The organism is Calyptranema fuscum S582, from assembly GCF_055793305.1.
In genome coordinates this window covers 1-24,894 of the sequence record NZ_JBSLYH010000046.1, presented here as the reverse complement: position 1 = coordinate 24,894, position 24,894 = coordinate 1, and the positions used below count along the sequence as shown (strand labels likewise).

The window sequence follows — 24,894 nt, the reverse complement described above, 5'->3', positions numbered from 1 at the left end:
TGAATATGTTTAGATTTTTTGTTGTGTGCCGCGCTCCGCGCGGCACACAACAAAAAATCTGTGGCTTAATTAATTGAAAATGGCTGTAAGATTCGCTAAGAGGGTTGTTTTTCATGTGCTTCGCGCACGAAAAAATAACTTTTAAAACAGACCCTAGTATTTCAATCGCAAACCTAATAGCAGAACCGTCCCCCTGAATCAGGTGATGATTGATTTTGGGCTTTGCGTAATGCGCCCAAAAGCGTCGAAGCAAGGACACAGCGTTTCGTGGTGCTATTGACTGTACCGACAAACGTGAGTTTGCCAAGTTGCCCATTAACTCGACCTTTGTGATCAAACTCTACTCGATAGATGCCGTTTGATTGAGCCAGAGTCGTTTCATGTGAATCAATCTGTACTGTCGAGTTAAAGGTTTGCCAATCCAATGATGTCGGGAGCGTATTAGCATTGTGGGTGATCCCTTGCACAACACCATTGTTGACCTGGAAACTCGCTCGCCATGAGACTTGATGTCGTATCGCTTCTGATTGTGCCTGGCGCATTAACTGAAAGGCTTTGTCTTGAGCTGTGTTGAGAGTTTGGGTATTGAGAAAAGAATTCCAGGATGGAGCAGCGATCGCCATCAACATTCCCAGAATCAAAATCACGGCTAGAAGGTCTAATAATGTAAAACCAGCAGTCGTTGAGGTTTGATACGCACCAAAATTTTTGCCCCTACGGCGGAGCAATCTTACCCTGCGATAAGTTGTCATACATGCACCCTGATAGTCTTGAGTTGAGTTGTTTGTGCTGAAAAAAGCTATAGCGAGAATAATCAATCAAGCTACAAAGCTTTGGACATCATATTCTCAGCAATTTGATAAGTTTTGATATCGCTCGGTCTGATCATGCGATTTCTCTAGAATTCCCAACCCGATTACTAAACGTAACGAAAAGCTAAATTTAAAGTTCCTACTTTAAACACACTGTCCTTAAAAATCACATATTCAGTAAAACCTGAAGATTGATGATTGGCAGTGCGGCGTTGCCGCACTGCCAATCATCAATCTTCAGGTTTAATAAATCCCCGCTCTTAAGGATCATGGCTTCAATACATTCGGACGTTTTTTTGAAACGCGTGGCAATGCCACGCGTTTCAAAAAAACGTCTGGATTGATTTAATCTGTAATCTTAACTATTACTCGCCTGTCCCAGTGCGTGTTGTGCGGTTTGGGTTAAGTGTTGGATTGCTGCTAAATCCGGGATAGTTGCTGTACTCTCCATCTTCAGCCAGAGCAAGTATTCAATGTTGCCTGCCGGTCCCACCAGGGGTGACCAGGTTAAGCCACCATAATGCCATCCCAGCGTTTGAGCCGTTTGTAAAACTTGGGCGATCGCCCCTGCCTGGTCTTGCGTATTACGAACAACGCCCTTTTTGCCCACTTTATCCTTACCCACTTCAAACTGCGGTTTGACTAGCAAAATTGCGTCTCTAGGTGGCTGCAATAAGTCCCAGATGGGCTTGAGCACTTTAGTTAAAGAAATAAAAGAGACATCAACGACTGCTAAATCAGGATGGGGTTGGTCAGGTTCATATAGGTCTTCGGATTTGAGGTAACGAATATTCGTTCGTTCTCGTAAAATCAAACGGGCATCCTGGCGCAACTCCCAAGCTACTTGCCCATAACCGACATCAATGCCATAAATTTTTTGGGCACCTGCTTGCAGCAAACAATCAGTAAATCCTCCCGTAGAAATGCCGCCATCTAAGCAAATCCGGTCCTCTATAGAAATCGGAAACGTAGCTAGCGCTTTCGCTAACTTCTCACCACCTCGGGAGACAAAAGGCGATCGCTGTTTGATTTGAATATCTGCGGCTGGATCAATTTCTGTCCCTGGTTTGTCGATCACCTGCCGATTGACCAATACATCGCCTGCCCGGATCAGCCGCTGGGCTTGCTGTCGGGAAGCACACAGGTCGAGGTCTACTAATAGCAGGTCAAGTCGTTGTTTAGCCAAGGGATCGAGATCAGATGAGATTGCACCCAGATTTTAAGGCTTTTCTTTCGATTAAGATCAACATAGCGTTTGGGTTATGGCTATGGTGATGGATCGTGCAGTCAACACTCCCCCCCTCGAAAGTGGCGATCGCTTGACTCGTCCGGAGTTTGAGCGGCGATACCAGGCGTCTCCGCGTATTCATAAAGCCGAGTTAATTGAAGGAGTAGTGTACGTGGCTTCCCCAGTTCGGGCTAAACGGCATGGTAGACCTCATGCAATTGTAATGGCATGGCTAGGCGCTTATTGGTCAGCCACGCCAGGAGTAGATATGCAAGATAATCCAACCGTTCGTCTCGATATTGATAACGAACCACAACCAGATGCGCTCTTGCGGATTGAACCGGAAGCTGGCGGCAATTCTGTGATTAGCGACGACGATTACATTGAAGGCGCACCCGAACTGATTGTTGAAATTGCTGCCAGCAGTGCTTCCTATGACTTGAATGCTAAACTCAATATCTATCGCCGCAATGGAGTGCAAGAATATGTGGTCTGGCAAACCCACGACAATCAGTTAGATTGGTTTCGCTTGCAGGAAGGGCATTACATTCCTCTGGAACCCGATACTCAAGGGGTGATTCGGAGTGTTGTATTTCCTGGATTATGGCTTTCTGTTCCAGATCTGTGCCAGGTCAATCGGGCAGAATTGCTGGCTGTGTTGCAAGAAGGACTACAAACGCCAGAGCATCAAGCTTTCATAGCACACCTTGAATCAGGAAAATCCGCATGAAAATAGGGTTGATTGGCACTGGATTGATGGGTTTACCCATGGCAGAACGACTCCTGGCAAACCAGGTGCCTCTGGTCGTCTATAATCGCACGGTAGCGAAACTAGAACCATTGCAGCAAGCTGGAGCTGAAGTTGCGGCATCGGTCGAGGAGGTCTTCAACCAGTGTCAAGCTGTAATTTTAATGCTAAGTGATGCACCTACTATCCATGAAGTCGTGTTAGCGGAATCAGTGCGATCGCATTTAGTTAACCGCACTCTGATTCAAATGGGTACCATTGCGCCGAGTCAAAGCCGTAGCCTGGGTGAAGCGATCGCCGCTGCCGGAGGAAGCTATCTGGAAGCGCCCGTTTTAGGAAGTATCCCTGAAGCCAAATCCGGATCATTGTTGGTAATGGTTGGGGCTTCACCAGAGCAGTTTCAGCAATGGTCGCCACTGTTAGAAAATTTTGGTAGCAATCCCGTATTAGTCGGCTCTGTCGGCACAGCCGCAGCCCTTAAATTAGCACTGAATCAATTGATTGCCGCTTTAACCAATGCTTTCTCGCTGAGTTTAGGCTTTCTGCTTGAGCAAGGTGTTGAGGTTGAAACATTCATGCAAATTCTGCGGCAGAGTGCGTTGTATGCACCGACCTTCGACAAAAAGCTACAGCGAATGCTGGACAGCAATTACGATAATCCCAACTTCCCCACCAAACATTTGCTCAAAGACACCAACTTGTTTCTCACAGAAGCCAACACTTCTGGGTTGCAAATCGATAGCCTTGATGGCGTCCGTAAAGTTTTAGAACTAGCCTGTAGTATGGGTTTGGCAGATTCAGATTATTCGGCACTATTTGCGGCGATCGCAATCGAACCAACTGAAGCATAGATAGATCAGTGATCCACAACGCGGCAGCATAGGGGTTCTCAGTCAGGTGAGGCTGGTGCAGGCTTAAGTCCGCGCCACCCCCGCACCATCCATTGAGGATTGCTATAAAATGGCGATAGGTTTGGTTTAAAAGCGGTGTTTGAGAGTGTAAATGATGGTAAGCCCTACGCAACTTAATATCCAGGTCGAGCCTCAACCCAGTGCTGCCCGGTTAGAAGAATTGGGCGTTTTCAAATGGTCGATTTGGACGAAGGATGTCTCGGAATTTCCCTGGACTTATGATGAGCGGGAAACCTGTTATTTACTGGAAGGGGAGGTCATCGTTACCCCGGATGGCAGTGAACCAGTACGATTTGGCAAAGGCGACCTGGTGACGTTTCCAGCCGGAATGTCCTGCACCTGGAACATTTTGCAAGCCGTCAAAAAACATTATTATTTTGGCTAACGTTAAAGCATTGAGCATTGCTTAATGGCGGGATGAATTTACCCGTGAAACCGAAGGTTTCACGGGCAAATTCATCCCCAAAATCATCTACGCCAGACGCTGATGCAGGAGGCGCGAGATCCTCAACATGGATCTCGCGCCTCCTGGCTTGAGGAGTATTCGCTCAGGAAACCGATTTAAGCGGAGAGGCATCTGGTTCCCAGATGCAAATGGCATAGCCATTATCCATACGGGCGATCGCTGTTTCATCGCCTCTCTGAGTAATTTTGGCAACAATTTCCAGCACCTTATTGACCTGAGATTCCACCCGAAAAATGCTGTAATATCGACCATCGGTTAAAACGGCAGCGATGGATTGTTCTAAATCAGGGACGTGAATCTCTAGCGTTTGGTACTGATCTTGAGATACCAATAGTTTACATAGAGCGGGTTCGGTTAATTGCAGAGAAGGGGATGAGTTACGTGGGGTACGAGCTGCCGGAACCGCATCCAGTTCCCAGATCCAGATCGCATATCCTTTGGCAGTTTGGGTAATCGCAGCCGCATCGCCCCGATGGCTGAGTTTAATTGCCAGACTCAATGCCCGTTTACTATCGGATAAGGTTTGAAAAAAGCTAAAGTAGCGATCGCCAACCCGAATCGCGGCTAATGGGTGGTCTTGATCGGGCACTCGGATGTGGCAAGAGTAATACTGGTCACGAGATGCCAGAATGAGGCACGGCACTGGTTTAGCCCGCCGTGTTATAGCTGGAGAGTAAAACTGGGGTTGCATCAACAGTGTCGGGGTATTGGGAGATCACTCAACTCATTACTGACGGATTATACCGAATCAGAAAATCTGATGGGGTTAACCAAGACAAAAGCGATCGCAAAAATTAGCACCCCGTAGTTATGCAAAACGTTTGCTTGGAGCAACTTAGGTTCCCAGATTGATTAACCTATCAGTCTTTTAAGAGAGCAACAGCGAAGCCATCGCTTTCTTAAAAAGAAGAGTAAGTTTTATAAAATCTACGAGCCTTAACCATCGGCAAGCGTCTCAGCAACAAATTTCTATAATTAGGTGACGTATTTTACCTGGCATAAGTTGCCGAGTTCCGTAGAGTAACAGTCCAAACCAATCCCCATCAACACTGCGTCATCCAATTGTGAAATTTGGTGTGGATGCCGCGCAAAGCGCGGCATCCACACCAAATTTCACAGCTCAGATCATAAAACGCTGGAGACGTTCCTTAAGACTATCTCCAGCGTTAATTGCACGTACACGTATGAGTGTTAGTAAAGCGTCTACAAGAGATCGAGATAGTCAGTGGCGACCCAGTCTCCGCTGGAAAGCTCTGACCACTCTACGCCTCCGCCCGTTTGAGTCACACCCGTTACCCGAACAACGTCACCCCGATAAAGGGTTTCGCCTGTATCTGAGCCATTGGGTGAACTACGGACAATCAACGCAGCAGCCGTTACCTCTGCTCTACCCGGAGAGCCGCCGCCGCCGCCATTACTATCATCACTGCTGGATAAAAATTCTGTTGCGATCCAGCCTGAGCTATCCGATAGCTCCGCCCAGGTGTAGCCTCCGGCTGATTCTTGTTCGGAAGTAATAGTAACCGCTGCACCACCGCCTGTACTGCCCACGATGGTGCCGTTGGGAGTGCTACGAATGTTGACCCCGGTTGAAGAATCGACGTAGTAGGTGCCTGCTGGTAAACCATCGCTGCCACTGTCGCTGTCGTCACTACTGGCGAGAAAGTCTGTCGCGACCCAACCTGAGCCATCCGAAAGTCTTGCCCAGTTGTAGCCCCCAGCTGATTCTTGTTCGGAGGTAATGGTAACGGATGAACCATTGCCTTTACTGCCAATGATGGTGCCGTTGGGTGTACGACGGATATTGGCTCCATCAGAAGAATCAATGTAGTAAGTGCCCGCAGGCAGCCCACCCCCACCCCCATCACTACTGCTGCTACAGGAATTACCAACCCCAAAAGGGCTATCTGCGTTTTCAGCATCGCTCAAGCCTAATGCATCAGCCGTTGCCGGTCCCACAATTCCGTCAGCACTTAAATCGCTGGCAGTCTGAAACCGTCTGACTGCAGACTCTGTACCGCTGCCAAAGATGTCATCAATTCCACCGGAATAATAACCCTCATCCTGCAACGCTTCCTGGACATCGCTAACGGCTGAGCAAACATCTCCATACTGAACCACAGCTTGCGCATTGGGGGCAGCTGTCAAAATTGAGGCAGCAACTACTCCGCTAGCCACACTGACAAGTGCAGTAGGAGATAGGTTTGGAGTTAATTCATCGAGCGATCGCAGTTCCGGGGCAGGAGCTGGATCTTCATACGCTATTGCTGCGTGAACAAATGCGAGCTGTTCCATAAGGCACTCCAAAGAATTCTGGAATAAGGAATATAGTCCACAGGTTTGTTAAAAATTAGGGGTTCAAGTTTAGTACGATTGAACCAACAATTGAAACCTCTAACTTCTATACTGACTAATTCATAGGATACGCCACCTTTTTAGAAACCAACAACTCTTTCGTTGAGAATGATTTTATTTACTTTTATAACGGCTTGCATTGCCTATCAATTTTGCTGTTCCAATGGGCTTTATAAAGGGATAAAACTAAAGGAATGGAGCGATCGCATAAGTCTGAAAAAGCTTATAAAATCATCCTTTTAGGGGATTTTTTCTGGACTAAATAATGCTAATCGAGATACTTTCCTATAAATTCTTTAGAATTTCTCAGCTTTTGCTTCTAGCAAAATTTCTTTAGATTGCAAACTGTATCATGCGATCGCTGAACATACCACACATCTTTAATATCCTGAGTTAGCAGTATCACCGCTAAAAATCAAGTTTGCCCATGGAATCTTCCTTAAGCTCCCCATCTAAAATCTGATTTAATTCTTAAACTAAAGATCTCCATAAAATAACTTAAATAACCTATTTGGCGAAGCCGCACTCCGCTAAACAAGCTAAACAAGTTATGGTTTTTAATGTCGTCAGGATCCTGATGGGTTTAGAGGGTGTTTTAAAAGTCCTACTGTCGGTAGCAACCTGTTTCAGATCCCCCTAAACCCTACCCTCCGAGAAGGGGGATTTAGGGGGATCAGCCAGTGTCGAAAATCACAACCAATCACTTTTCAAACAGCCTCTGAGCGCTCCGAAAACGCTCAGTTTTTTCACGACATTTTTAGATCCTTCTCAGCATAGGGTCAGCAGTGGCTCAGAGCGATCGCACACACTGATGATTACAGCGGTTCTTAGATGAGTGATCTAGACGCTGATCAAGGGCTAAGGGCTAGATTTAAGCATCTAGCCCTCAGCTAACACCACGCCTTACCTCAGGCTGGAGGACGCCATGAATGTGCGATGGAACCAGTTCATTACTCGAACGCTCCTCTGGTTGCTCGGAGAAATTGCCCTCAGTCTGATTGGCTTAGACACTCTGGCAGACTATAGCGAATTCGTGTTTGAGCCTCATAAAATGACCGCTCTACAAGAACTGTCCATGATGTACGATGGGACACCCAGCTTTGATCACCCACTGACGGGGTGGGCGAGCCACTACCGCTTCCGCCACTGAATCAGCCGCCACTACTATAAAATCAGCCGGGGCACCGACTTGAAGACCATAACAGGGTAACCCCAGGGCGATCGCTGCATCAGTCGTGGTCATAGCAAATGCCACGGCTAACTCTTCATCGGTGCGAAAGTCCGATCGATAGGCAATCAGCATCGCCCGTTCCAACATATCGGCATCCCCAAACGGCCACCAGGCATCGCGAATGTTATCGGAACCTGCAAAAATCGTCACCCCGATTTGCCGTAATTGGGCGATCGGTGGAAATTCGTGGCTGCCGGGGGCATTGGTCATAATCGTGACGCCTGCCTCTGCCAGTTTTTCTCCAGTCTGATATAAAATAATTTCCGGCACCTGCCCCAGGCAATAGGCATGGCTCACAGTGACCTTGCCTGCCATGCCATGCGCCAGCGTTCGCAATGCAATCTGTTGCAGCTGGTAAGCCCCTAAATGATCGGGGTCATGAAGATGAATATCTAACCCAACCCCATGTCGGTCGGCGATCGCAAAAATAGCATCCAGTTGCCCAACAATATCGCCATCGATCGATGCCGGATCAAGCCCACCGACTAAATCGGCTCCTTGAGCGATCGCCTCATCTAACAACTCCACCGTGCCGGGACAAGAGATCACGCCACTCTGGGGAAACGCCACAATTTGCATTGACACCCAATGGCGATAGTCTTGCCGCAATTGCAACAACGTTTCCAAATTGTTTAGCCCCAGTTCCGGGTCAATATCAACGTGCGTCCGTAAATAGGTCGAACCCCGCGACACCGCCAGTTTTAGCAACTCCGTTGACCGCTGCTCAACCGCAACTGTCAACTTCGACAGCGCTTTTTTTTCTGCCACGACCCGTTTACGAACCGTCCCCCCCCGGATATGCGGCTGCCAACCTGCCCCCAAAAAGGTCTTGTCTAAATGAATGTGACCATCAATCAAACCGGGTAAAAGCAACGCTCCTTCCAGGTCGATTTCGTTGGCGATAGGTTCCAAGCTACCCTGAGGTTGACCCATTGCGGCAATGCAACCCTCTTTCACATAAACAGTTGTGCGAGAGCCATCGGGTAGCGTCGCCCCTTTGATCACGAGATCGTAACTATACATAACTTTACTACTAACTTCCTGCGAAGCTGCCGTACGTTTTCAGGACAGCGGTAAATGCTGAAACCTTATAGTAGAACGAGGAGGGACAGGGTTACTGTTTTGTTGTTGACGATAACGTAGGTAAAGAGGATGTCTAGCATCGCTGGTAATTACTAAGTTTTGTAGATTCCCAAAATCTGACCCAAGAATTTCACTTTTCCAACTTAACGTTGAGATCAAGTGAACAGGATAGTGGTTTATGACTAACGACATGACTGTGATGACTAAAATCGCTCATGACCTTTTGGTACTGCAACAGCGGCGTGCCACTGGTGAGTTAGTCATCACCCCTAGCCAGGCAACCTCCCCCCAGTGGCAACTCTACTTTTACTTAGGACGACTCGTGTATGCTACGGGCGGTAAACATCCTGTTCGACGCTGGTATAGAGCATTCAAGCATCACTGCACCGATGCCGCTGCTATGGATTGGTTAACCGAAGCCCGATCTGACCATGCAGTATGGGAAGTTGATTTACTCAATCAAGCCGTTAGCCAGGGATATATTAGTGCGGCGACAGCTAAAGCGATTGTTCAAGATATCGTGCGAGAAGTGGTGTTTGCGTTTATTGGCAAAGGCTCTTTAGATAGCTCCTGGCATCCGGGTAAACCGATTACTCAACAAGCCACGTTTCTTTCGGTTGAGCAGGTTTTAGAAGAAGCTCAGCAACTGCGCCAGCAATGGCAAAGCTCTGGGTTAGGGCACTTACAAGATTTATTGACGCAATTTTCTCCCGATTTAGCACCCGTCATTCGCGATTCTGAGCAGCTTAGAAGTAAAGCGTCTCCGGTCGTTTATAAGAACTTAATTAAATTAATGCAGGGGAAAAAGACGCTATGGGATGTTGCCTTGCATACGCAGCGATCGCTCCCTATCTTGATTCGTTTCCTGTTGCCCTTGATTCGTCAAGGCGTGATTGAACTCAAAGAAATCCCAGATTTACCCGCCCATTGGTATAAAGCAACGGTTGCAACCCATCCACGTAAACCGGCGAAGCTGATTGCTTGCATTGATGACAGTCCGGTGATTGGTCAAATGCTAACGCAAATTTTACAGCCTGCTGGTTATGAAGTATTAACCATCCTCAATCCATTGCAAGGGATTGCGAATTTATTAGACCGTAAACCTGATCTGATTTTCCTGGATCTGGTGATGCCAAATACCAATGGCTATGAATTATGTACCTTTTTACGAAAAACGTCAGCCTTTCAAGACACCCCCATTGTGATCTTGACGGGTCATGATGGCGTTGTCGATCGGGTTCGGGCAAAGCTAGCAGGCTCCTCAGATTTCCTGAGCAAACCCCCAGAACCCCATAAAGTGCTGCAAGTTGTGCAGAAATATCTGGGGGAAGCGATCGCCGTAGACATTCATCCTACTTCTAATTTTGCGATCGCCTAAACCGATACCTGGGCACAGATCAAGGGAATGTGAGTGAATCCCCTAACTCGGAGATTCACAGTCCCGTTCGTGTGCCAAAACGCTCAGTGGATGACCGATTGAAGCTAACCGATGAAGCATGGCAATAGCCAAAATTCCATTTGCAGTCGGTATCCCTATATTCAACTCACCAGGAGATTTCATCATGGCAACTGTTCTTGTCGTCGAAGATACGCTAACCCAGGCTGAAGTAATTTCAGCCACCCTTCGTAAAGCCGGATTTAACACCGTTCTGGTAACCAGCAGTGAAGATGCCAAAATCAAAATCAAACAACAAAAACCTGATGCGGTCGTTTTAGATGTTGTTTTACCGGGTGAAAGTGGCTTTGAACTTTGCCGTGAACTCAAAGAAAACCCAGAAACCCGTAGCATCCCAGTCGTCATGTGTTCGACCAAAGATGGCGAGATGGATAAATTTTGGGGCATGAAACAAGGGGCTGCTTCCTACTTGACAAAACCTCTGGATACAGAAGAATTAGTCCGCACCGTGAAGTTAGTCGTTCAAGGATAAAGACGATGACTCAAGCTCCCAGCGTTGAAAAGACCCAGTTATTTTTAAGCTTCCAGCTTCCACCTCAAATTCAAGCCATGCTGCCGATTAAGCAATTGCTTGAAGTCCTGACCCTAGCGCCCCATCAAATTGTTCCCATTCCCGATGTCCCAACCTATGTCATGGGAGTTTGCAATTGGCGGGGGGAAGTACTGTGGTTAGCCGATCTGGGCTATCTGTTGGGAGCCCCTCCGTTATCGCGTCAAACCTACTTACCATCGAACTACAGCGTCATTATTGTTCAACATCAAACTCATATTCTCGGATTGGTGGTTGAGCAAATTAGCCAGATGATTCGGTGTTATCCAACCCAGATTCAACCTATTCCTATCCTGCAACAGCAGCCCCTGGAGCGATCGCCTTATTTGCAAGGTTACTGGCTAAGTCCCCAAGGAGAAACCCTACTGGTTTTAGATAGTGCAACCTTGATTGATTCTTTAGCAACTAACCCGTCATAAGGACTGTCATCATGCTGGTCAATGGTCATTCTTCTGCTGCTTCTCAATCTGATACGCACACATTTGTCACGGCAACAGACGCTGCCCCTACCAATACCCATCCTCGCAGCAAACGCACACCAAACCCCTCTTCACCTCCGAAAAAACCAGGTTCGTTTAATCTCAAATCGTTTAAATTCAGTCAGTTAACACTCAGAACAAAAGCAACTATTTTAGCGATCGCTCTGGGGTGTGTGCCCGTCGCGGTGATTGGCGGAGTAGCGTATCTGGCTGCTGACAAAACAATTGATACAGAGGTGCGGATCACTCAGGTTGAACAAGCATCTAGCTTGATAGATGCACTCAATCGTTTTATGTTTGAACGGTATGGTGACATTCAAGTTCTGGCAAACTTGCCCATTCTACGAGATCCGAGACTGCGCGACGTATTGACGGCACAAGACAAGGTGCAAGTGCTGGAGCAGTACAAAACCAGTTACGGAACCTACGATAGTATTGCGGTCTTTGATCTCAATGGCAATCCCCTATTACAAACCAGTGGAGCAGCATTAGGCAATCATCGCGATCGCGCTTACTTTCAAGCGGTCTTACAAAGCGATCGCCCTGTGATTAGCACTCCAGAAATTTCAGCTTCATCGGGCATTTTAAGCATTCACCTGGCAGCCCCTATTAAGGATGTGGTTAGCGGCAGAACCATTGCTGTGATTCGAACCCGTATTCCTGTAGACAAGCTAGAAGCAGTGATTCGCGACTTTGGTGAGACCGATGCAGATGAATACCACGTCTTTGATGGGACTGGTAAAATCTTCATGGCCGTTGAGCCAGACCAGTTAAATCAACCCATTGATTCTATTTTCCCTGGGTTTGCGGCTGTTCGCAGCGAAGGCAAACCGACCACCTTGATTTCGTCCGATAAAGATAGACAGGAACCTCAGTTGATTGGGTTTGATGTCACAGATAATCTGGAAGGAATGCCCAATCTCAACTGGGGAGTAGCCTTTGCGGCGTATGCAGACAATGTTTACAAAGCACAAAATGATTTGAGATGGGTGTTGTTATTGGGCACCTTGATGACGTCGGGTATGGTCGCATTAGTCGCGGCATTCCTGGTTAAGCGAGCGACCCAGCCCATCCAAGATGCGGCGAAAGCAGTAGAACAGATTGGGCAAGGTAGCCTTGATACTCGACTTCAGGTGGTAGGACAGGATGAATTAGCCGTTCTGGGAAGCAACATCAACCTGATGGCAGAGCAAATTGAGACACTGGTAGAAAACCAAAAAGCAGAAACCCAACGGATTGAATTGGCTCGTCAGGAAGCCCGTAGTGAAGCAGATCAAGTTGCTACAGAGCAGCGACAGCAAAAGGAATTTCTGCAAAAACGAGCATTGGAACTTTTGATGGAAGTAGACCCCGTCAGTAAAGGAGATTTGACGGTTCGGGCAAGCGTCACCGCCGATGAAGTCGGCACGATCGCAGATTCCTACAACGCCATTATTCGCTCGCTGCGGCAGATTGTACAGCAGGTGCAAACCGCATCTAAAGCAGTAGCTGATACCGCATCTCATAGTGAAACGGCAGTCGGAGCCTTATCGGCAGAAGCGACACAGCAGATGCAGGTAATTATGGGTGCATTGGAGCAAATTCAAGCAATGGCTACGTCCATTCAAGGGGTTGCCAGTCGCGCTAAACAAGCAGAACAAGGGGTGATGCAAGCCAATCAAAGCATTCGAGCAGGCGACGAAGCGATGAACCGCACCGTTTTGGGGATTTCTGAAATCCGTGAGACGGTGGCAGAAGCGGCTAAGAAAGTGAAGCGTCTGGGTGAAGCATCTCAGAAAATTTCTCGCGTGGTTAACCTGATTGGTAACTTTGCGTCTCAGACCAACTTGTTAGCACTCAACGCCTCAATTGAAGCCGCTCGTGCCGGTGAAGAAGGTCGAGGCTTTGCGGTCGTTGCTGAAGAAGTGCGATCGCTGGCGCAACAATCAACCGTTGCAACGGCTGAAATTGAACAGTTGGTGGAAGAAATTCAAACCCAAACTAACGAAGTGGTCAACGCCATGGAAGCAGGTACAGATCAGGTGGTCAACGGAACCAAGTTAGTTGAAGAAACACGGCAAAAATTGGGACAAATTGGCGCAGTCAGCGGTCAGATTAACCGATTGGTCAAAGAAATCTCCCAAGCCACGGCGATGCAAACTCAGGCTTCCACCAAAGTCAGCACAACCATGCAACAGGTGGCAGCGATCGCCAATGACACCTCCAAGCAATCTGAAACGGTAGCGAGTTCCTTTAACCAATTGCTGCAAGTTGCCAACGAGCTACAAGTTAGCGTTTCCCAGTTTAAGGTGCAGTAATTGACGCTGAATTTACTTCATCACCCATAGCCATGGTGTTCGTTTGAAGGATGAATGTGAATGTGAACCCTTCGGGTTCACATTCACATTCATCCCAAGATTTAGCAAATCTACCTCCGTCCAAATCAGCGTTGTAATCGTCCTAATCCCTAATCCTTAAATCTCTCCATTGCCATGTTTGTCCTCGACCCAGAAATTCGTGATCAGGCATACTTGTTTTTCACTCAAGAATCGGTGGAGTTATTGCAGATTCTTGAGGAAGGATTACTTGACCTGCGGCAGGATCGAAGTGTTCCCAAAATTCATGAATTAATGCGAGCAGCGCACTCGATTAAGGGGGGTGCTGCCAGTATTGACTTAACCAGCATCCAAGTCCTGGCGCACCAGCTAGAAGACGTGCTGCGGGTGTTATATCGGCAAGAGGTCGAAATCGATCGGCAAGTAGAAGATCTCTTACTTCAAGCTTATGATTGTTTGCGATCGCCATTATTAGAACAAGTCCAAACGGGCAGTCATGATCCTGAAGCGGCACTACAACGGGCTGAGCCGATCTTTTCCCAATTAAAAGAGAAACTGGGTGATACGGTAGACCTGGATGCCAGCCTGCCCTCGTCGGTGGAATTGGGTGTTGATATTGTCCAGGTTGTGTTTACAGGCGATGTCGAACAAGGGCTTCAGCGGTTGGAGCAGGTCTTATCCTCACCAGAAACCGAAGAAGTTGCCGGGGAAATTCGGGCGCAGTCAGAGGTGTTTATTGGTCTGGGTGAACTGCTGAGTTTGCCGGGGTTTGCCGCGATCGCGAAAGCTACCATTGCCGCACTACAAGCCCAACCCCAGCATATGTTGGAGATTGGACGGATTGCCCTCAGCAACTTTCGGATTGCTCAGATGCAGGTGATTGGCGGCGATCGCAATCAAGGGGGTGAGCCAGAAGCTGCCCTTCTCAGCTTTACGCACATTACTTTAGACCAGGAACACGATGATCATCCCGATCACCCGATTGCCTTTGATCAGGATCAATTGGATGAATTAGATCAATTGGGTGAATTGGATGAATTGGATGAGCTTCAGGATGAATCCGTCGATCCTGACTTTTTTAACATCTTAGGAATTCTGGAGGATGAAGACTTAGAGGATGTCGGACTAGAAGATAATTTTTTCGGGCAACTTGCCGACCTTGATTTAGAAGGGCTATCCGACTCCGGGGTCTATGCTGAATCCCATCTGACATCGTCTGTCCTGCTGGACCAGCCTGAAGCGGGTCTAAGTTCTGACCTGCTATCACTAAATCATGCGATCGCCAATGCCAATTCTCTGGTTGTACCCGTTGAAGCAGAGGAGGTGACGTTAACCCCTCTATCCCCTTCATCCCCATCCCCTCTGTCTCAATCGCCGCTGCCATCGCCAGAACAGCCCGTTAAACTCGTTTCTAACCCGGTTTCTAATACGGTGCGGGTCGATTTTGCGCGGTTAGAGCGACTCAACAACCTGGTGGGTGAACTGGTCACTCACGAGAACAGTTCAGTGCTGCAAAACCAGCAGCTTCAAGAGACTCTTACGCTGATGGTGCAACGGTTCAGCCATTTTGAACAGATCACTAAAGAACTTCAAGATTGGAGCGATCGCCGCCAAAACGAACGTGCCAAATTGCAGCACATTAGCGATCGCAATACCCCCTTTGAATCCCACACTCACGGACGGCTAAACGCCTCCCAAGCGTCCCTGCAAGCCTTACCCCCCCCTCCACCACCATCTCCATTTTCTGCCTTCCACGCTGAAGCAGATTTTGATCCGCTCCAGATGGACTCCTATAGCCATCTCCAGACGTTGGTACAGGAGACGATCGAAGAAATTGCTCAATTAGGAGAAGCCATGCGCGATATGGCACTCCTGACTCAGCAAGCTCAACAACCTCTGCGCAAGAAACAACAGACCTTAAAACAAATTCGGAATGATTTGTTGTGGGCACGGATGTTACCTCTGGGCGATGTGCTCCAGCGCTTTCCCCGCATGGTGCGTACTTTATCCAATACGTTTCATAAACGTGCCACCCTCAAGCTTAGTGGAACGGCAACGCTGGTCGATAAAGTATTGCTAGAAAAACTCTATGATCCCCTCGTGCATTTGGTTCGCAATGCCTTTGACCATGGGATTGAATCTCCTGAAGAGCGAATGGCTCAAGGAAAATCAGCAGATGCAACCATTGAAATTCGTGCCTACCACCGTGGCAATCAGACTTGTATTGAAGTCCAGGATGATGGTCGGGGCATCAATCTAGAAGAAATTCGCACCAAGATTATCAGCCTCAATCTCATGCCAGCGTCTGAAGTTCTCACCCTATCCGACGATCGCCTTTATAATTGCCTGTTTATTCCTGGGTTTTCAACGGCTCAGAAAATCAGTGAATTATCCGGTCGGGGCGTTGGTTTAGATGCGGTGCGATCGCAAGTCAAAAGCTTGAAAGGCAGCATCACCATTGTCTCGCAACCGGGGAAAGGCACCACCTTTACCTTACGTTTACCGCTGACGCTGACGATCGCTAAACTGCTAGTTTTCAGCCTTCATTCTAGTCTGATGGCGTTGTCTGTCGATAGCCTGGTTTCGATCGTGACAGCGTCTGCCGATCAAATCCAAACCATTCAAGGAAAACCATTTTATCGCTGGCACGATCAACTGATTCCGCTCTACACCCAATCCATCTTTCTTCAGCACTATCCTCTAGTCAGAAGCTTTACTGAAAAGCCAAAGGCAATTCCCTTGCCGCAAGATGGCAAAATTCCTCTGCTGCTCATTTCTGGGAGTTCGCAAGTCATAGCGTTGCAAGTCGATCAAATCTTGCAAGAACAAGAACTGGTGATTAAACCCTTTGGTTCTGCCATTGCACCACCACCCTACCTCTATGGCTGCACCATTTTGGGCGATGGTTCGCTGGTGCCGGTGATTGATGGTCAGGCATTGGTTGCACAACAACAGTCACAATCCATGGCAACTCAGATTGAAGCATCTGATCCAGCCGTTTTAGAACCGTCCCATCGGAGCATTCCCGCTATTCCACCCGCACCTGCAATTCCTCTGGTATTGGTGGTGGATGACTCACTCACGACGCGGCAAACCCTGATATTGACCCTGAAAAAAGCAGGATATCGCACCATACAGGCGCGGGATGGACGGGAAGCCTTAGAGCACTTGCATCGCGACACAGAGATTCAAGCTGTTTTTTGTGATATTGAAATGCCCCACATGAATGGCTTTGAGTTTTTAAGTTGTTGCCGCCAAACATTTCCTAAAACCCATTTGCCTGTGATTATGCTGACCTCACGGGGAAGTAAAAAGCATCGTCAGGTGGCTGATCTGATGGGAGCCACTGCCTTTTTAACCAAGCCTTATTTAGAACAAGATCTGCTGAAAACATTAAGCACAAATTTGTCGTCTCACTCCTCTACCAGCACGCCTGTCTATGCAAACCACTAAAGTCAAAGAAGCCACCCTGCAAGTTTTGATAGTGCCGATTCAAAATCTGCAACTCGCCTTGAAATTACAGGATGTTCAGAAGGTGATTCGCACACCAGAAATCTTCAAGGGCGGACAACAGCAGTTAGGCATTGCCCATATTGAAAACCGCGAAGCGGTAATTATCGATTTACATCAAAAAATCTTCGGTTGTCCCAATCCCGTGACTGAGCAATATGTGGTTTTGCTGGAAGCGCCCGATCAAACGCTTTATGGGGTGTTATCTACCGCCTTACCCACGATCACCGCATTGCCCCTGTCAACAATTCATCCCTTACCCTGCGATTACCGCGATCGCGATAGTTTAGGCATTGCCAGCCACACGGCATCAATTCGCCACAACAACACAACCCAAACCCTATTTCTTCTGGATCCCGCTCGTGTATTGGTAAATGACGTTTCATTAACTTCATTTCAACTGGGCGATCCAGAATCAGCAGATGAATAAATTCAATGCGATGCATAGGTTGGCGATCGCCCGACAAAAATCAATCCCTGGTTCTAACCCAGTTTATATTGCCCTAGCGTAGGGGCATAGCATTTATAGCGGTGTACGCGTTCGTTCAGTACAGAAACGGTGTGGTGGGGCGCGGAGCGCCCCACCACACCGTTCTGAATCAACCTGCACAGCGCTACAGTAAAAGATCCTTGATTGATCTCGAAAATCCTTGCCCAAATGCTATGCCCTCACAGGATTGGATGCCTCCGACCCAATCATTCATCAGGTTCTCAATGAGTCATCGGTAGGATGCTTCCTTTTACAGTTTGTGAAGCTACTGCGATCGCACCTTTAGAATGAAGTCATTGAGACTTTGGTAAAAACAGATGGTGCAAGAGCTTACCCACCCCGGAACCAAGGCTGCGACACGAGAAGAACTAGAAGCCTTTTGGATGCCGTTTACGGCAAATCGACAGTTTAAAGCAAATCCTCGCATTTTCGTTTCTGCGAAGGATATGCACTATATGACCGAAGATGGTCGGCAAGTTTTAGATGGAACGGCAGGTTTGTGGTGCGTCAATGCCGGACATTGTCGCACCAAAATTATTGAAGCCATTCATCAGCAAGTTGCCACCTTAGACTACGCCCCCGCCTTTCAGATGGGGCATCCTGGAGCTTTTCAGGTGGCAGATCGGCTAGCAAAAATGCTACCCGCTGATCTCAACCATGTCTTCTTTGCCAATTCCGGTTCCGAAGCCGTCGATACTGCCCTAAAAATTGCGATCGCCTATCACCGAATTTGTGGTCAGGGCACCCGGCAACGCTTGATCGGGCGAGAACGTGGCTACCACGGCGTAGGTTTTGGCGGCATTTCGGTAGGTGGCATCGGTCCCAATCGCAAGGTCTTTGGTAGCCTTCTACCGGGCGTCGATCACCTGCCCCATACCCACAATCTGGAACACAATGCGTTCAGCAAAAAGCAACCGGAATGGGGTGCCCATCTAGCAGACGAACTAGAACGCATCGTCGCATTACACGATGCCTCCAACATTGCAGCCGTGATTGTTGAACCTGTAGCCGGGTCAACAGGCGTTTTGATTCCTCCCAAAGGCTATCTCGAACGACTGCGAGCAATTTGCGACAAGTATGGCATTTTGCTGATTTTTGATGAAGTCATTACGGGGTTTGGACGATTGGGCACCGGCTTTGCCGCAGATTACTTTGGCGTCATTCCCGACATGATCACCGTGGCAAAAGGGATTAGCAACGGCACCGTCCCCATGGGTGCTGTCTTTGTTCGCCAGGGTCTCTACGATGCCTTTATGGATGCACCCGAAAACAGCATCGAACTCCTGCATGGCTATACTTATTCGGGGCATCCAGTCGCCTGTGCGGCATCCCTGGCAACCCTCGACATCTACCAGGAAGAAGGGCTTTTCCAGCGTGCCCACGACCTATCCGATTACTGGGAAGCTGCCGTCCATTCACTCAAAGGCTTACCCCATGTCATCGATACGCGCAACTTAGGCTTGGTTGCAGGCATTGAATTAGCTTCTATTCCCGGAAAACCGGGTGCTCGCGCCTTTGAATGCTTTTTGCAATGCTACCAAAAGGGATTACTAATTCGCACCACTGGCGACATTATTGCCCTGTCTCCTCCCTTAATTATCGAAAAACATCACATCGATCAGCTGTTTGAAATGCTGGCGGATGTGTTGAAAGGACTGGCTTAACCCGCAAGACGCTAGACTTCAGACCCTAGACCTCCGAGGTTTTAAAAACCTTGGAGGTCTTAGCGATCGCGGTACCTTATTGGAGACTATTTTTCAAAAGCCATGCAGAGCATGGCTTTTGAAGCATAATCTGGTTCTTAATCGACTGAAAATCGTTATAAAACGCTGGAGAGAAAGGTGGCAGCATTACACTTCCTTTCAGTGTTTCGGAAGGTTAATTTATAGGTAGTTTTAGAGCAATCTGACCCTATGAAGCTACCTGCGTCCTGGTCATTACCTGAATCCATCAAAAATCGATTTGGGCAAAAAACAAGTGGCAAACAACGAGCCATGATTGCTGATGGACATCTGCTATTAGTCCTGCACCTTGTTCCCCAACCGGGCGATCGCACCCGTGAGGCAGTCTTATTTTGGCGCAAGCCAGGCGGAAAATGGGAATACAGTGGTGGCGGGGTTGGGCTTCAGCCCTTAATTAAACATATCCAGAGTTATAACCAGGCAGAAGAACACCTGAGCCAGGAATATCAACAGGCAAGCTCAGCCGAAGATTACTTTCGCTTATTAGAAGGCATGGCTCCCTTACGGTTGGCAACTAAAAATCTACAGGCGACGTTACAGGCTGCCCGTGAAGGCATTCCTGAAGAACGAGAGCTGATTGATTTACGAGATTGGGTTTATGACATTGAGCGCACGTTAGATTTGCTGTACGAAAATACTAAAAATGCCCTGGACTACGATATTGCCAAACGGGCAGAAGAACAGACGAAATTAGGCATGAAGTCCGTCGAGTCTGGGCATCGGCTCAATGTTCTGGCAGCTATTTTTTATCCGCTGACAGCAGTTTCCTGTGTCTTTGGCATGAATGTATCCAGTGGCTTTGAGAATGCTCCCATCCTCGCTTTTTGGATGGTTGCGGGTGGGGCGATCGCCCTGGGCATTTTTGTCCGCAATTGGGTGACCCGAGGCAAATGGCTTTAATCCATGGCAATGGATGGAGGGCATCGCAGCGTTGCGGCGATGCCCTCCATCAACGCCAGGGTTGATCTTCCGTTAGCTAATCAGCTGATTGACGCACTCTACAGTTAGCTGTTGCACATTCGTCAACACAATCTCAGCGCCAGCGGCTTTTAGAGTATCGGTATAGGCGATCGCATAATCTGGAGGCTCCTGGGCATGGGGCGGTAAAACTCCCACCCCAATCCACTGTCGCTGGGGCGCAACCTGACGCACTCTCTCAACGGTTTGCATATCGGCTACGGTGTCGCCCACATAAATCACAACAGCAGCATCCTCAATTTCTACCGGACGTTCCTCATCATGATTACCGTGTTCTAAAGTGCCGTGTTCCAACTGCCGCACCGTTTCCAACAATCCGGTGGGGTCGGGTTTACCGGGGGCATCTTCCATGGCGACTAGCACAGGATTCTGCAACCCCAACCGCTTTTGCAACACATAAGTGGCAGACCCTCGCGTCGCACCACTAAAAAATCCCCACCCGATCTCCGCCTGCGTCAGTTGCGTCAGATAATCGGGCTGAACTAATAGAGGTTCCTGGCAAATATAGCCATTCCAATTCTCTGGATCTGTACCTCGATAACGGCTTTGGAAAAAAGCAACCAATTCTTCATAGTTCAATGTCACCTGATCGCGCGCCATGCCCTTGAATTCAAAATAACGATAAACCAACTCACGCGAGGCTTCCCAATCGTTATTCCAGAGTCCTTCTGCCTTCAACCCATCAATCTCGGTAGCAGAAGGACGAAACCCACCGGCTGTAAATTGTTCAACAGTATCAGCCAGGGCACGACGGTAAGACCCCCCGACATCCCGGATAACCCCATCAATATCAAAAACAAGAATTGCAGATTTTGTCATTTCGCTTGCGTGAAGTATAGATTGTTTTTTGAAAGCCTTACTCCACAAGGTTCTCACAAAATAACCGTAATGTATCGACGGACAAACCACTATATTTCTTCGCAAGTTATCAAGATTTGGCAATACTGCGATCGATAAAACGCTCACAATTAGCAATACCTGGATTACTATAAAGGATTGTAGTATTGAAGACAGCGTGGGTCTGTAGTGGAGGTGTGTTTGTCGAAGTTCATCCTGAAAGTTCTTTGGCTCGAAGAGAACGTTGCACTTGCGGTTGACCAGGTGGTAGGAAAGGGCACAAGTCCGCTAACCTCATACTTTTTTTGGCCCCGGAATGACGCTTGGGAACAACTAAAGACAGAACTGGAATCGAAACATTGGATTTCGGAACCAGATCGGATCGAGATTCTCAATAAGGCAACTGAGGTGATCAATTACTGGCAAGAGGAAGGCAAGAAGCTTCCTATGTCTCAGGCTCAAACAAAATTTCCAGATGTTACCTTTACTGGAAGTGCATAGCATTTAGACATATAGCCGAGTGTAAAGGTAAGGTTTAAGCACAGGGCGAATTTGAACAGGAACCTGTTTCCATAGTGTTCAAACCAGTGTGCTGTATAACGTCAACCATGCCGTTTGTCTAAACCATAGACAAAAAAATAATAGTTCATGATGCAGATCCAAGCTCTGCATCATGAACTATTACTCAAACTCAACAGGGCACCGATGGGGTGCCCTTTTCTATTCTGAGCGCATAGCACCCAACCCAGTGTCCTTTTTAATTCAAAACCATAGTGGCAGCCTTGCAGAGCAAGGCTGCCACTATGGTACAGCAATTGAGTGCTTAGTCAGGACGGGGTGCAGGGGTAGAACCCCTGCACCCCGTCCTAACCAGCCCTTTGGCTGCTATGTCTAATCTGTTGAATTAAAACTTTCCATAATCGCCAGACTCAATCCAATACGAAACGGAGGATGCAGCCTCACATGTTCGATCCCTTAAGATTTAATGGCGATTCTGTTAGATGACACTGAATTTAAATCATGCCACCTGCTGCCTGAAACCGCGCACGCGCACGCTTTAACGCCTGGGTAGCCTGGATTTTAGCTTGACGATCGTCATTAGAAACCTGGCTGAATTTAGCTTCAGCTTCCGAATAGGCAGTGCGAGCGGCGTCTTTATCGATCGCATCTCCTCGCTCAGCCCCATTCACCAAAATCGTGACTTCATTTTGATCCACTTCAGCAAAACCACCCATCAGGGCGATCGCCAACCATTCCTTACTGGCACGCACTCTCATAACACCCGTATCTAAAGCGGTGAGTAAAGGAGCGTGACCTGTAAGAATACCGAGTTGCCCCGTGGTGCTAGGGAGAATCACTTCCTCTGCGGTGGAATCCCACACCGTCTTGTCAGGAGCAATAACACGAACAGTTAATGACATGACTTCCGCTCAAGTAGTAAATGTGAAAACAGATCAGGAGTCAGAAATTAGGGATCAGGGATAGGGAACAAGCCATCAGGCGATCGCCTGACTCTAACCCTTCACAAACCTGATCCCCAATTTCTCAAACCTACTTCGCTTCTGCCTTGATCTTCTCAGCTTTGGCGATCGCCTCATCAATGCTTCCAACCATGTAGAAAGCTTGCTCAGGCAGTTCATCCAACTCGCCGTTGAGGATCATGTTAAAGCCTTTGATAGTTTCTTCCAGCTTGACGTACTTGCCAGGAGAACCCGTAAAGACTTCAGCCACAAAGAAAGGCTGTGACAGGAATCGTTCAATCTTACGAGCCCGAGCAACTGTCAGACGATCATCTTCAGACAATTCATCTAGACCCAGAATGGCAATGATGTCTTGCAATTCTTTATAGCGCTGTAAGGTTGACTGGACTTCACGCGCCGTATCGTAGTGAGAATCACCCACGATTCCAGGCTGAAGCATCGTTGAAGTAGAACCCAGAGGATCAACCGCTGGATAAATCCCTTTAGACGCCAGACCCCGAGACAATACCGTTGTTCCATCTAAGTGAGCAAAGGTCGTTGCAGGAGCTGGGTCAGTCAAGTCATCCGCAGGCACATAGACTGCCTGAATGGAAGTAATGGAACCTTCCGTGGTGGAGGTAATCCGCTCTTGCAGATCGCCCACATCCGTTCCCAGAGTTGGCTGATATCCTACCGCAGAAGGCATACGCCCCAACAGTGCCGATACTTCTGAACCTGCTTGAACGAAGCGGAAGATGTTGTCAATAAACAGCAATACGTCTTGCTTATTTACATCGCGGAAGTATTCTGCCATCGTCAGCGCCGAAAGACCCACGCGCATTCTGGCTCCGGGTGGTTCGTTCATCTGACCATAGACCAACGCGATCTTAGAGTCGCCCAGGTTATCTTTGTTGATAACGCCAGACTCCATCATTTCGTTGTAGAGGTCATTTCCTTCACGAGTACGCTCACCAACACCGCCAAACACAGACACACCACCGTGCTGAGTTGCAATATTGTTGATCAACTCCATCATGATGACAGTCTTACCGACGCCTGCACCGCCAAATAGACCAATCTTGCCACCACGTCGATAGGGAGTCAGCAGGTCAATCACCTTAATTCCCGTTTCAAACACAGACGGCTTGGTTTCCAAGTCTGTGAGTTGAGGGGCAGGGCGGTGAATCGGAGAAGTGTCTTTTGTATTAACAGGACCTTTTTCATCAACGGGTTCGCCCAAAACGTTGAAAATGCGACCCAATGTGGCAGCTCCAACCGGAACGCTAATCGGTGCACCGGTGTCTAAAGCTTCCATGCCGCGAACTAGACCATCGGTCGAACTCATCGAGACAGCACGTACCTGGCTATCTCCGAGCAGCTGCTGCACTTCGCAAGTAACCGAAACTTCTTGTCCGGCTGAGTTTGTCCCAGTCACAATGAGTGCATTGTAGATTCGTGGCATCTTCCCAGAGGGGAATTTAACGTCTACAACGGGACCAATGATTTGGGTAATGTATCCAATATTTGTTTTTTCTGCTGTGGTGACCATGCTTACGCCTATCGTGTGATCAGCTTTATCCAGATACCTGAAACTAAGAAATTTAGGTGGGCATAACCTAGCAGAAGCTAGCGTTAACGATTAGACACAATATATTCTAAGGGTTATCGTGCACCTATCCACACTAACCATCGCCCATATACTGAAGTTGACAGCAGTGAGCTTGACAGCAAGGAGTTGCCAACTTTCAGATTACCACTGAATACAACTCTTATAAAAAGGTTAAGACAGAAGATCTGAGACTCCGTCTAAAAAATGCTCTCGGCGTAGCCCATCCATCTTGATACCAACGAAATTTAGTGGAGTAGGCGTGCGCTCTACTCCACTTTATAAATTGTTGGTGAGAGCCGCGCTCCACAAAGCTCTCAAACAGCAATCACTTGCGCTTGCCTTGACGTCTCTTAAAGGCAACTCCTAAACCTGCCAGTAGAGCTAACCCCATTGTTGAAGATGGCTCGGGCACAGAAACCGGATCCGGCGTCGGCGTTGGGGTCGGAGTCGGAGTTGGTGTAGGCGTTGGAGTCGGCGTTGGAGTTGGGGTTGGTGTAGGCGTCGGTGTTGGGGTTGGCGTCGGTGTTGGGGTTGGAGTCGGTGTTGGGGTCGGCGTTGGCGTTGGGGTCGGAGTAGGCGTTGGAGTCGGGGTTGGGGTCGGCGTCGGGGTTGGCGTCGGGGTAGGCGTCGGGGC

General features: G+C 48.2%; 21 protein-coding genes. 12 read left to right on the top strand and 9 right to left on the bottom strand.

What is annotated here, in order from left to right:
• Positions 1–173: 173 nt before the first annotated feature.
• Both ACR6Z4_RS24835 and ACR6Z4_RS24830 read right to left on the bottom strand, forming a co-directional pair.
• Positions 174–752 carry a prepilin-type cleavage/methylation domain-containing protein gene (locus ACR6Z4_RS24835; protein ID WP_479720027.1) on the bottom strand — a complete coding sequence of 193 codons (579 nt, stop codon included), beginning with the start codon at positions 750–752 and terminating at the stop codon, positions 174–176.
• A 418-nt stretch (positions 753–1,170) separates the two neighbouring features.
• Entirely contained in the window at positions 1,171–1,998 is an 828-nt protein-coding gene (locus tag ACR6Z4_RS24830) for a TlyA family RNA methyltransferase (protein ID WP_479720026.1), read from the bottom strand.
• Between the two features lie 82 nt (positions 1,999–2,080).
• Between ACR6Z4_RS24830 and ACR6Z4_RS24825 the strand changes: the two genes are divergently transcribed.
• The 3 genes from ACR6Z4_RS24825 (at position 2,081) to ACR6Z4_RS24815 (ending at position 4,084) form a co-directional block, all read left to right on the top strand.
• Positions 2,081–2,770, top strand: coding sequence for a Uma2 family endonuclease (locus ACR6Z4_RS24825; RefSeq protein WP_479720025.1), 690 nt, complete (start codon positions 2,081–2,083; stop codon positions 2,768–2,770).
• Complete coding sequence (locus ACR6Z4_RS24820) at positions 2,767–3,639, top strand: NAD(P)-dependent oxidoreductase (RefSeq protein WP_479720024.1); 873 nt, start codon at positions 2,767–2,769, stop codon at positions 3,637–3,639. The genes ACR6Z4_RS24825 and ACR6Z4_RS24820 overlap by 4 nt, the downstream gene beginning before the upstream one ends.
• A 154-nt stretch (positions 3,640–3,793) precedes the next feature.
• Positions 3,794–4,084 (top strand): cupin domain-containing protein, encoded by a 291-nt coding sequence (locus ACR6Z4_RS24815; protein ID WP_479720059.1) that lies wholly within the window; start codon positions 3,794–3,796, stop codon positions 4,082–4,084.
• Between the two features lie 163 nt (positions 4,085–4,247).
• Here ACR6Z4_RS24815 and ACR6Z4_RS24810 read toward each other — a convergent pair whose 3' ends face one another.
• From ACR6Z4_RS24810 to ACR6Z4_RS24800, 3 genes are all read right to left on the bottom strand, one after another.
• Positions 4,248–4,808, bottom strand: a complete 561-nt coding sequence (locus tag ACR6Z4_RS24810; RefSeq protein ID WP_479720023.1) for a hypothetical protein — start codon at positions 4,806–4,808, stop codon at positions 4,248–4,250.
• A gap of 560 nt (positions 4,809–5,368) precedes the next feature.
• On the bottom strand, positions 5,369–6,460 hold the full coding sequence (locus ACR6Z4_RS24805) for a peptidoglycan-binding protein (protein WP_479720022.1): 1,092 nt from the start codon (positions 6,458–6,460) through the stop codon (positions 5,369–5,371).
• Positions 6,461–7,580: 1,120 nt separating this feature from the next.
• Complete coding sequence (locus ACR6Z4_RS24800) at positions 7,581–8,774, bottom strand: amidohydrolase family protein (protein WP_479720021.1); 1,194 nt, start codon at positions 8,772–8,774, stop codon at positions 7,581–7,583.
• Positions 8,775–9,033: 259 nt separating this feature from the next.
• Here ACR6Z4_RS24800 and ACR6Z4_RS24795 point away from each other — a divergent pair, with 259 nt between their 5' ends.
• The 8 genes from ACR6Z4_RS24795 to ACR6Z4_RS24760 all read left to right on the top strand — a co-directional run bounded on the left by ACR6Z4_RS24795 (position 9,034) and on the right by ACR6Z4_RS24760 (position 20,276).
• Entirely contained in the window at positions 9,034–10,212 is a 1,179-nt protein-coding gene (locus ACR6Z4_RS24795; protein ID WP_479720020.1) for a response regulator, read from the top strand.
• Between the two features lie 184 nt (positions 10,213–10,396).
• Positions 10,397–10,762 (top strand): response regulator, encoded by a 366-nt coding sequence (locus ACR6Z4_RS24790; RefSeq protein WP_479720019.1) that lies wholly within the window; start codon positions 10,397–10,399, stop codon positions 10,760–10,762.
• A gap of 5 nt (positions 10,763–10,767) precedes the next feature.
• Positions 10,768–11,259: a chemotaxis protein CheW gene (locus ACR6Z4_RS24785; RefSeq protein WP_479720018.1), complete on the top strand. Its 492-nt coding sequence runs from the start codon at positions 10,768–10,770 to the stop codon at positions 11,257–11,259.
• Positions 11,260–11,270: 11 nt separating this feature from the next.
• Entirely contained in the window at positions 11,271–13,616 is a 2,346-nt protein-coding gene (locus ACR6Z4_RS24780) for a methyl-accepting chemotaxis protein (RefSeq protein WP_479720017.1), read from the top strand.
• A 174-nt stretch (positions 13,617–13,790) separates the two neighbouring features.
• Positions 13,791–17,087: a hybrid sensor histidine kinase/response regulator gene (locus ACR6Z4_RS24775; protein WP_479720016.1), complete on the top strand. Its 3,297-nt coding sequence runs from the start codon at positions 13,791–13,793 to the stop codon at positions 17,085–17,087.
• The gene (locus tag ACR6Z4_RS24770) at positions 17,074–17,574 is read left to right on the top strand and encodes a chemotaxis protein CheW (protein ID WP_479720015.1); all 501 of its coding nucleotides are present in this window, start codon (positions 17,074–17,076) and stop codon (positions 17,572–17,574) included. Before ACR6Z4_RS24775 ends, ACR6Z4_RS24770 begins: the two co-directional genes overlap by 14 nt.
• A gap of 377 nt (positions 17,575–17,951) precedes the next feature.
• Positions 17,952–19,298 carry an omega-aminotransferase AptA gene (gene aptA, locus ACR6Z4_RS24765; RefSeq protein WP_479720014.1) on the top strand — a complete coding sequence of 449 codons (1,347 nt, stop codon included), beginning with the start codon at positions 17,952–17,954 and terminating at the stop codon, positions 19,296–19,298.
• A gap of 249 nt (positions 19,299–19,547) precedes the next feature.
• On the top strand, positions 19,548–20,276 hold the full coding sequence (locus ACR6Z4_RS24760; RefSeq protein ID WP_479720013.1) for a CorA family divalent cation transporter: 729 nt from the start codon (positions 19,548–19,550) through the stop codon (positions 20,274–20,276).
• Positions 20,277–20,348: 72 nt separating this feature from the next.
• Here the strand turns inward: ACR6Z4_RS24760 and ACR6Z4_RS24755 are convergent, their stop codons facing one another.
• A complete protein-coding gene (locus tag ACR6Z4_RS24755; RefSeq protein ID WP_479720012.1) occupies positions 20,349–21,173 on the bottom strand; it encodes a TIGR01548 family HAD-type hydrolase in 825 nt (274 codons plus the stop codon).
• Between the two features lie 213 nt (positions 21,174–21,386).
• Between ACR6Z4_RS24755 and ACR6Z4_RS24750 the strand changes: the two genes are divergently transcribed.
• The gene (locus tag ACR6Z4_RS24750; RefSeq protein WP_479720011.1) at positions 21,387–21,692 is read left to right on the top strand and encodes a 30S ribosomal protein PSRP-3; all 306 of its coding nucleotides are present in this window, start codon (positions 21,387–21,389) and stop codon (positions 21,690–21,692) included.
• A 512-nt stretch (positions 21,693–22,204) separates the two neighbouring features.
• Here ACR6Z4_RS24750 and atpC read toward each other — a convergent pair.
• The 3 genes from atpC to ACR6Z4_RS24735 form a co-directional block, all read right to left on the bottom strand.
• Positions 22,205–22,612 (bottom strand): ATP synthase F1 subunit epsilon, encoded by a 408-nt coding sequence (gene atpC / locus ACR6Z4_RS24745; protein ID WP_479720010.1) that lies wholly within the window; start codon positions 22,610–22,612, stop codon positions 22,205–22,207.
• A 130-nt stretch (positions 22,613–22,742) separates the two neighbouring features.
• Positions 22,743–24,200 carry a F0F1 ATP synthase subunit beta gene (gene atpD / locus ACR6Z4_RS24740; protein ID WP_479720009.1) on the bottom strand — a complete coding sequence of 486 codons (1,458 nt, stop codon included), beginning with the start codon at positions 24,198–24,200 and terminating at the stop codon, positions 22,743–22,745.
• Between the two features lie 385 nt (positions 24,201–24,585).
• On the bottom strand, positions 24,586–24,894 hold a 309-nt coding region (locus ACR6Z4_RS24735; protein ID WP_479720008.1), incomplete at its 5' end, for a PEP-CTERM sorting domain-containing protein.

Coding starts and splice junctions, on each gene's coding strand:
- ACR6Z4_RS24835 (WP_479720027.1), bottom strand. CDS start 752: ATGACAACTTATCGCAGGGTAAGATTGCTCCGCCGTAGGGGCAAAAAT.
- ACR6Z4_RS24825 (WP_479720025.1), top strand. CDS start 2,081: ATGGTGATGGATCGTGCAGTCAACACTCCCCCCCTCGAAAGTGGCGAT.
- ACR6Z4_RS24820 (WP_479720024.1), top strand. CDS start 2,767: ATGAAAATAGGGTTGATTGGCACTGGATTGATGGGTTTACCCATGGCA.
- ACR6Z4_RS24815 (WP_479720059.1), top strand. CDS start 3,794: ATGGTAAGCCCTACGCAACTTAATATCCAGGTCGAGCCTCAACCCAGT.
- ACR6Z4_RS24805 (WP_479720022.1), bottom strand. CDS start 6,460: ATGGAACAGCTCGCATTTGTTCACGCAGCAATAGCGTATGAAGATCCA.
- ACR6Z4_RS24800 (WP_479720021.1), bottom strand. CDS start 8,774: ATGTATAGTTACGATCTCGTGATCAAAGGGGCGACGCTACCCGATGGC.
- ACR6Z4_RS24795 (WP_479720020.1), top strand. CDS start 9,034: ATGACTAAAATCGCTCATGACCTTTTGGTACTGCAACAGCGGCGTGCC.
- ACR6Z4_RS24790 (WP_479720019.1), top strand. CDS start 10,397: ATGGCAACTGTTCTTGTCGTCGAAGATACGCTAACCCAGGCTGAAGTA.
- ACR6Z4_RS24785 (WP_479720018.1), top strand. CDS start 10,768: ATGACTCAAGCTCCCAGCGTTGAAAAGACCCAGTTATTTTTAAGCTTC.
- ACR6Z4_RS24780 (WP_479720017.1), top strand. CDS start 11,271: ATGCTGGTCAATGGTCATTCTTCTGCTGCTTCTCAATCTGATACGCAC.
- ACR6Z4_RS24775 (WP_479720016.1), top strand. CDS start 13,791: ATGTTTGTCCTCGACCCAGAAATTCGTGATCAGGCATACTTGTTTTTC.
- ACR6Z4_RS24770 (WP_479720015.1), top strand. CDS start 17,074: ATGCAAACCACTAAAGTCAAAGAAGCCACCCTGCAAGTTTTGATAGTG.
- aptA (WP_479720014.1), top strand. CDS start 17,952: ATGGTGCAAGAGCTTACCCACCCCGGAACCAAGGCTGCGACACGAGAA.
- ACR6Z4_RS24760 (WP_479720013.1), top strand. CDS start 19,548: ATGAAGCTACCTGCGTCCTGGTCATTACCTGAATCCATCAAAAATCGA.
- ACR6Z4_RS24755 (WP_479720012.1), bottom strand. CDS start 21,173: ATGACAAAATCTGCAATTCTTGTTTTTGATATTGATGGGGTTATCCGG.
- atpC (WP_479720010.1), bottom strand. CDS start 22,612: ATGTCATTAACTGTTCGTGTTATTGCTCCTGACAAGACGGTGTGGGAT.
- atpD (WP_479720009.1), bottom strand. CDS start 24,200: ATGGTCACCACAGCAGAAAAAACAAATATTGGATACATTACCCAAATC.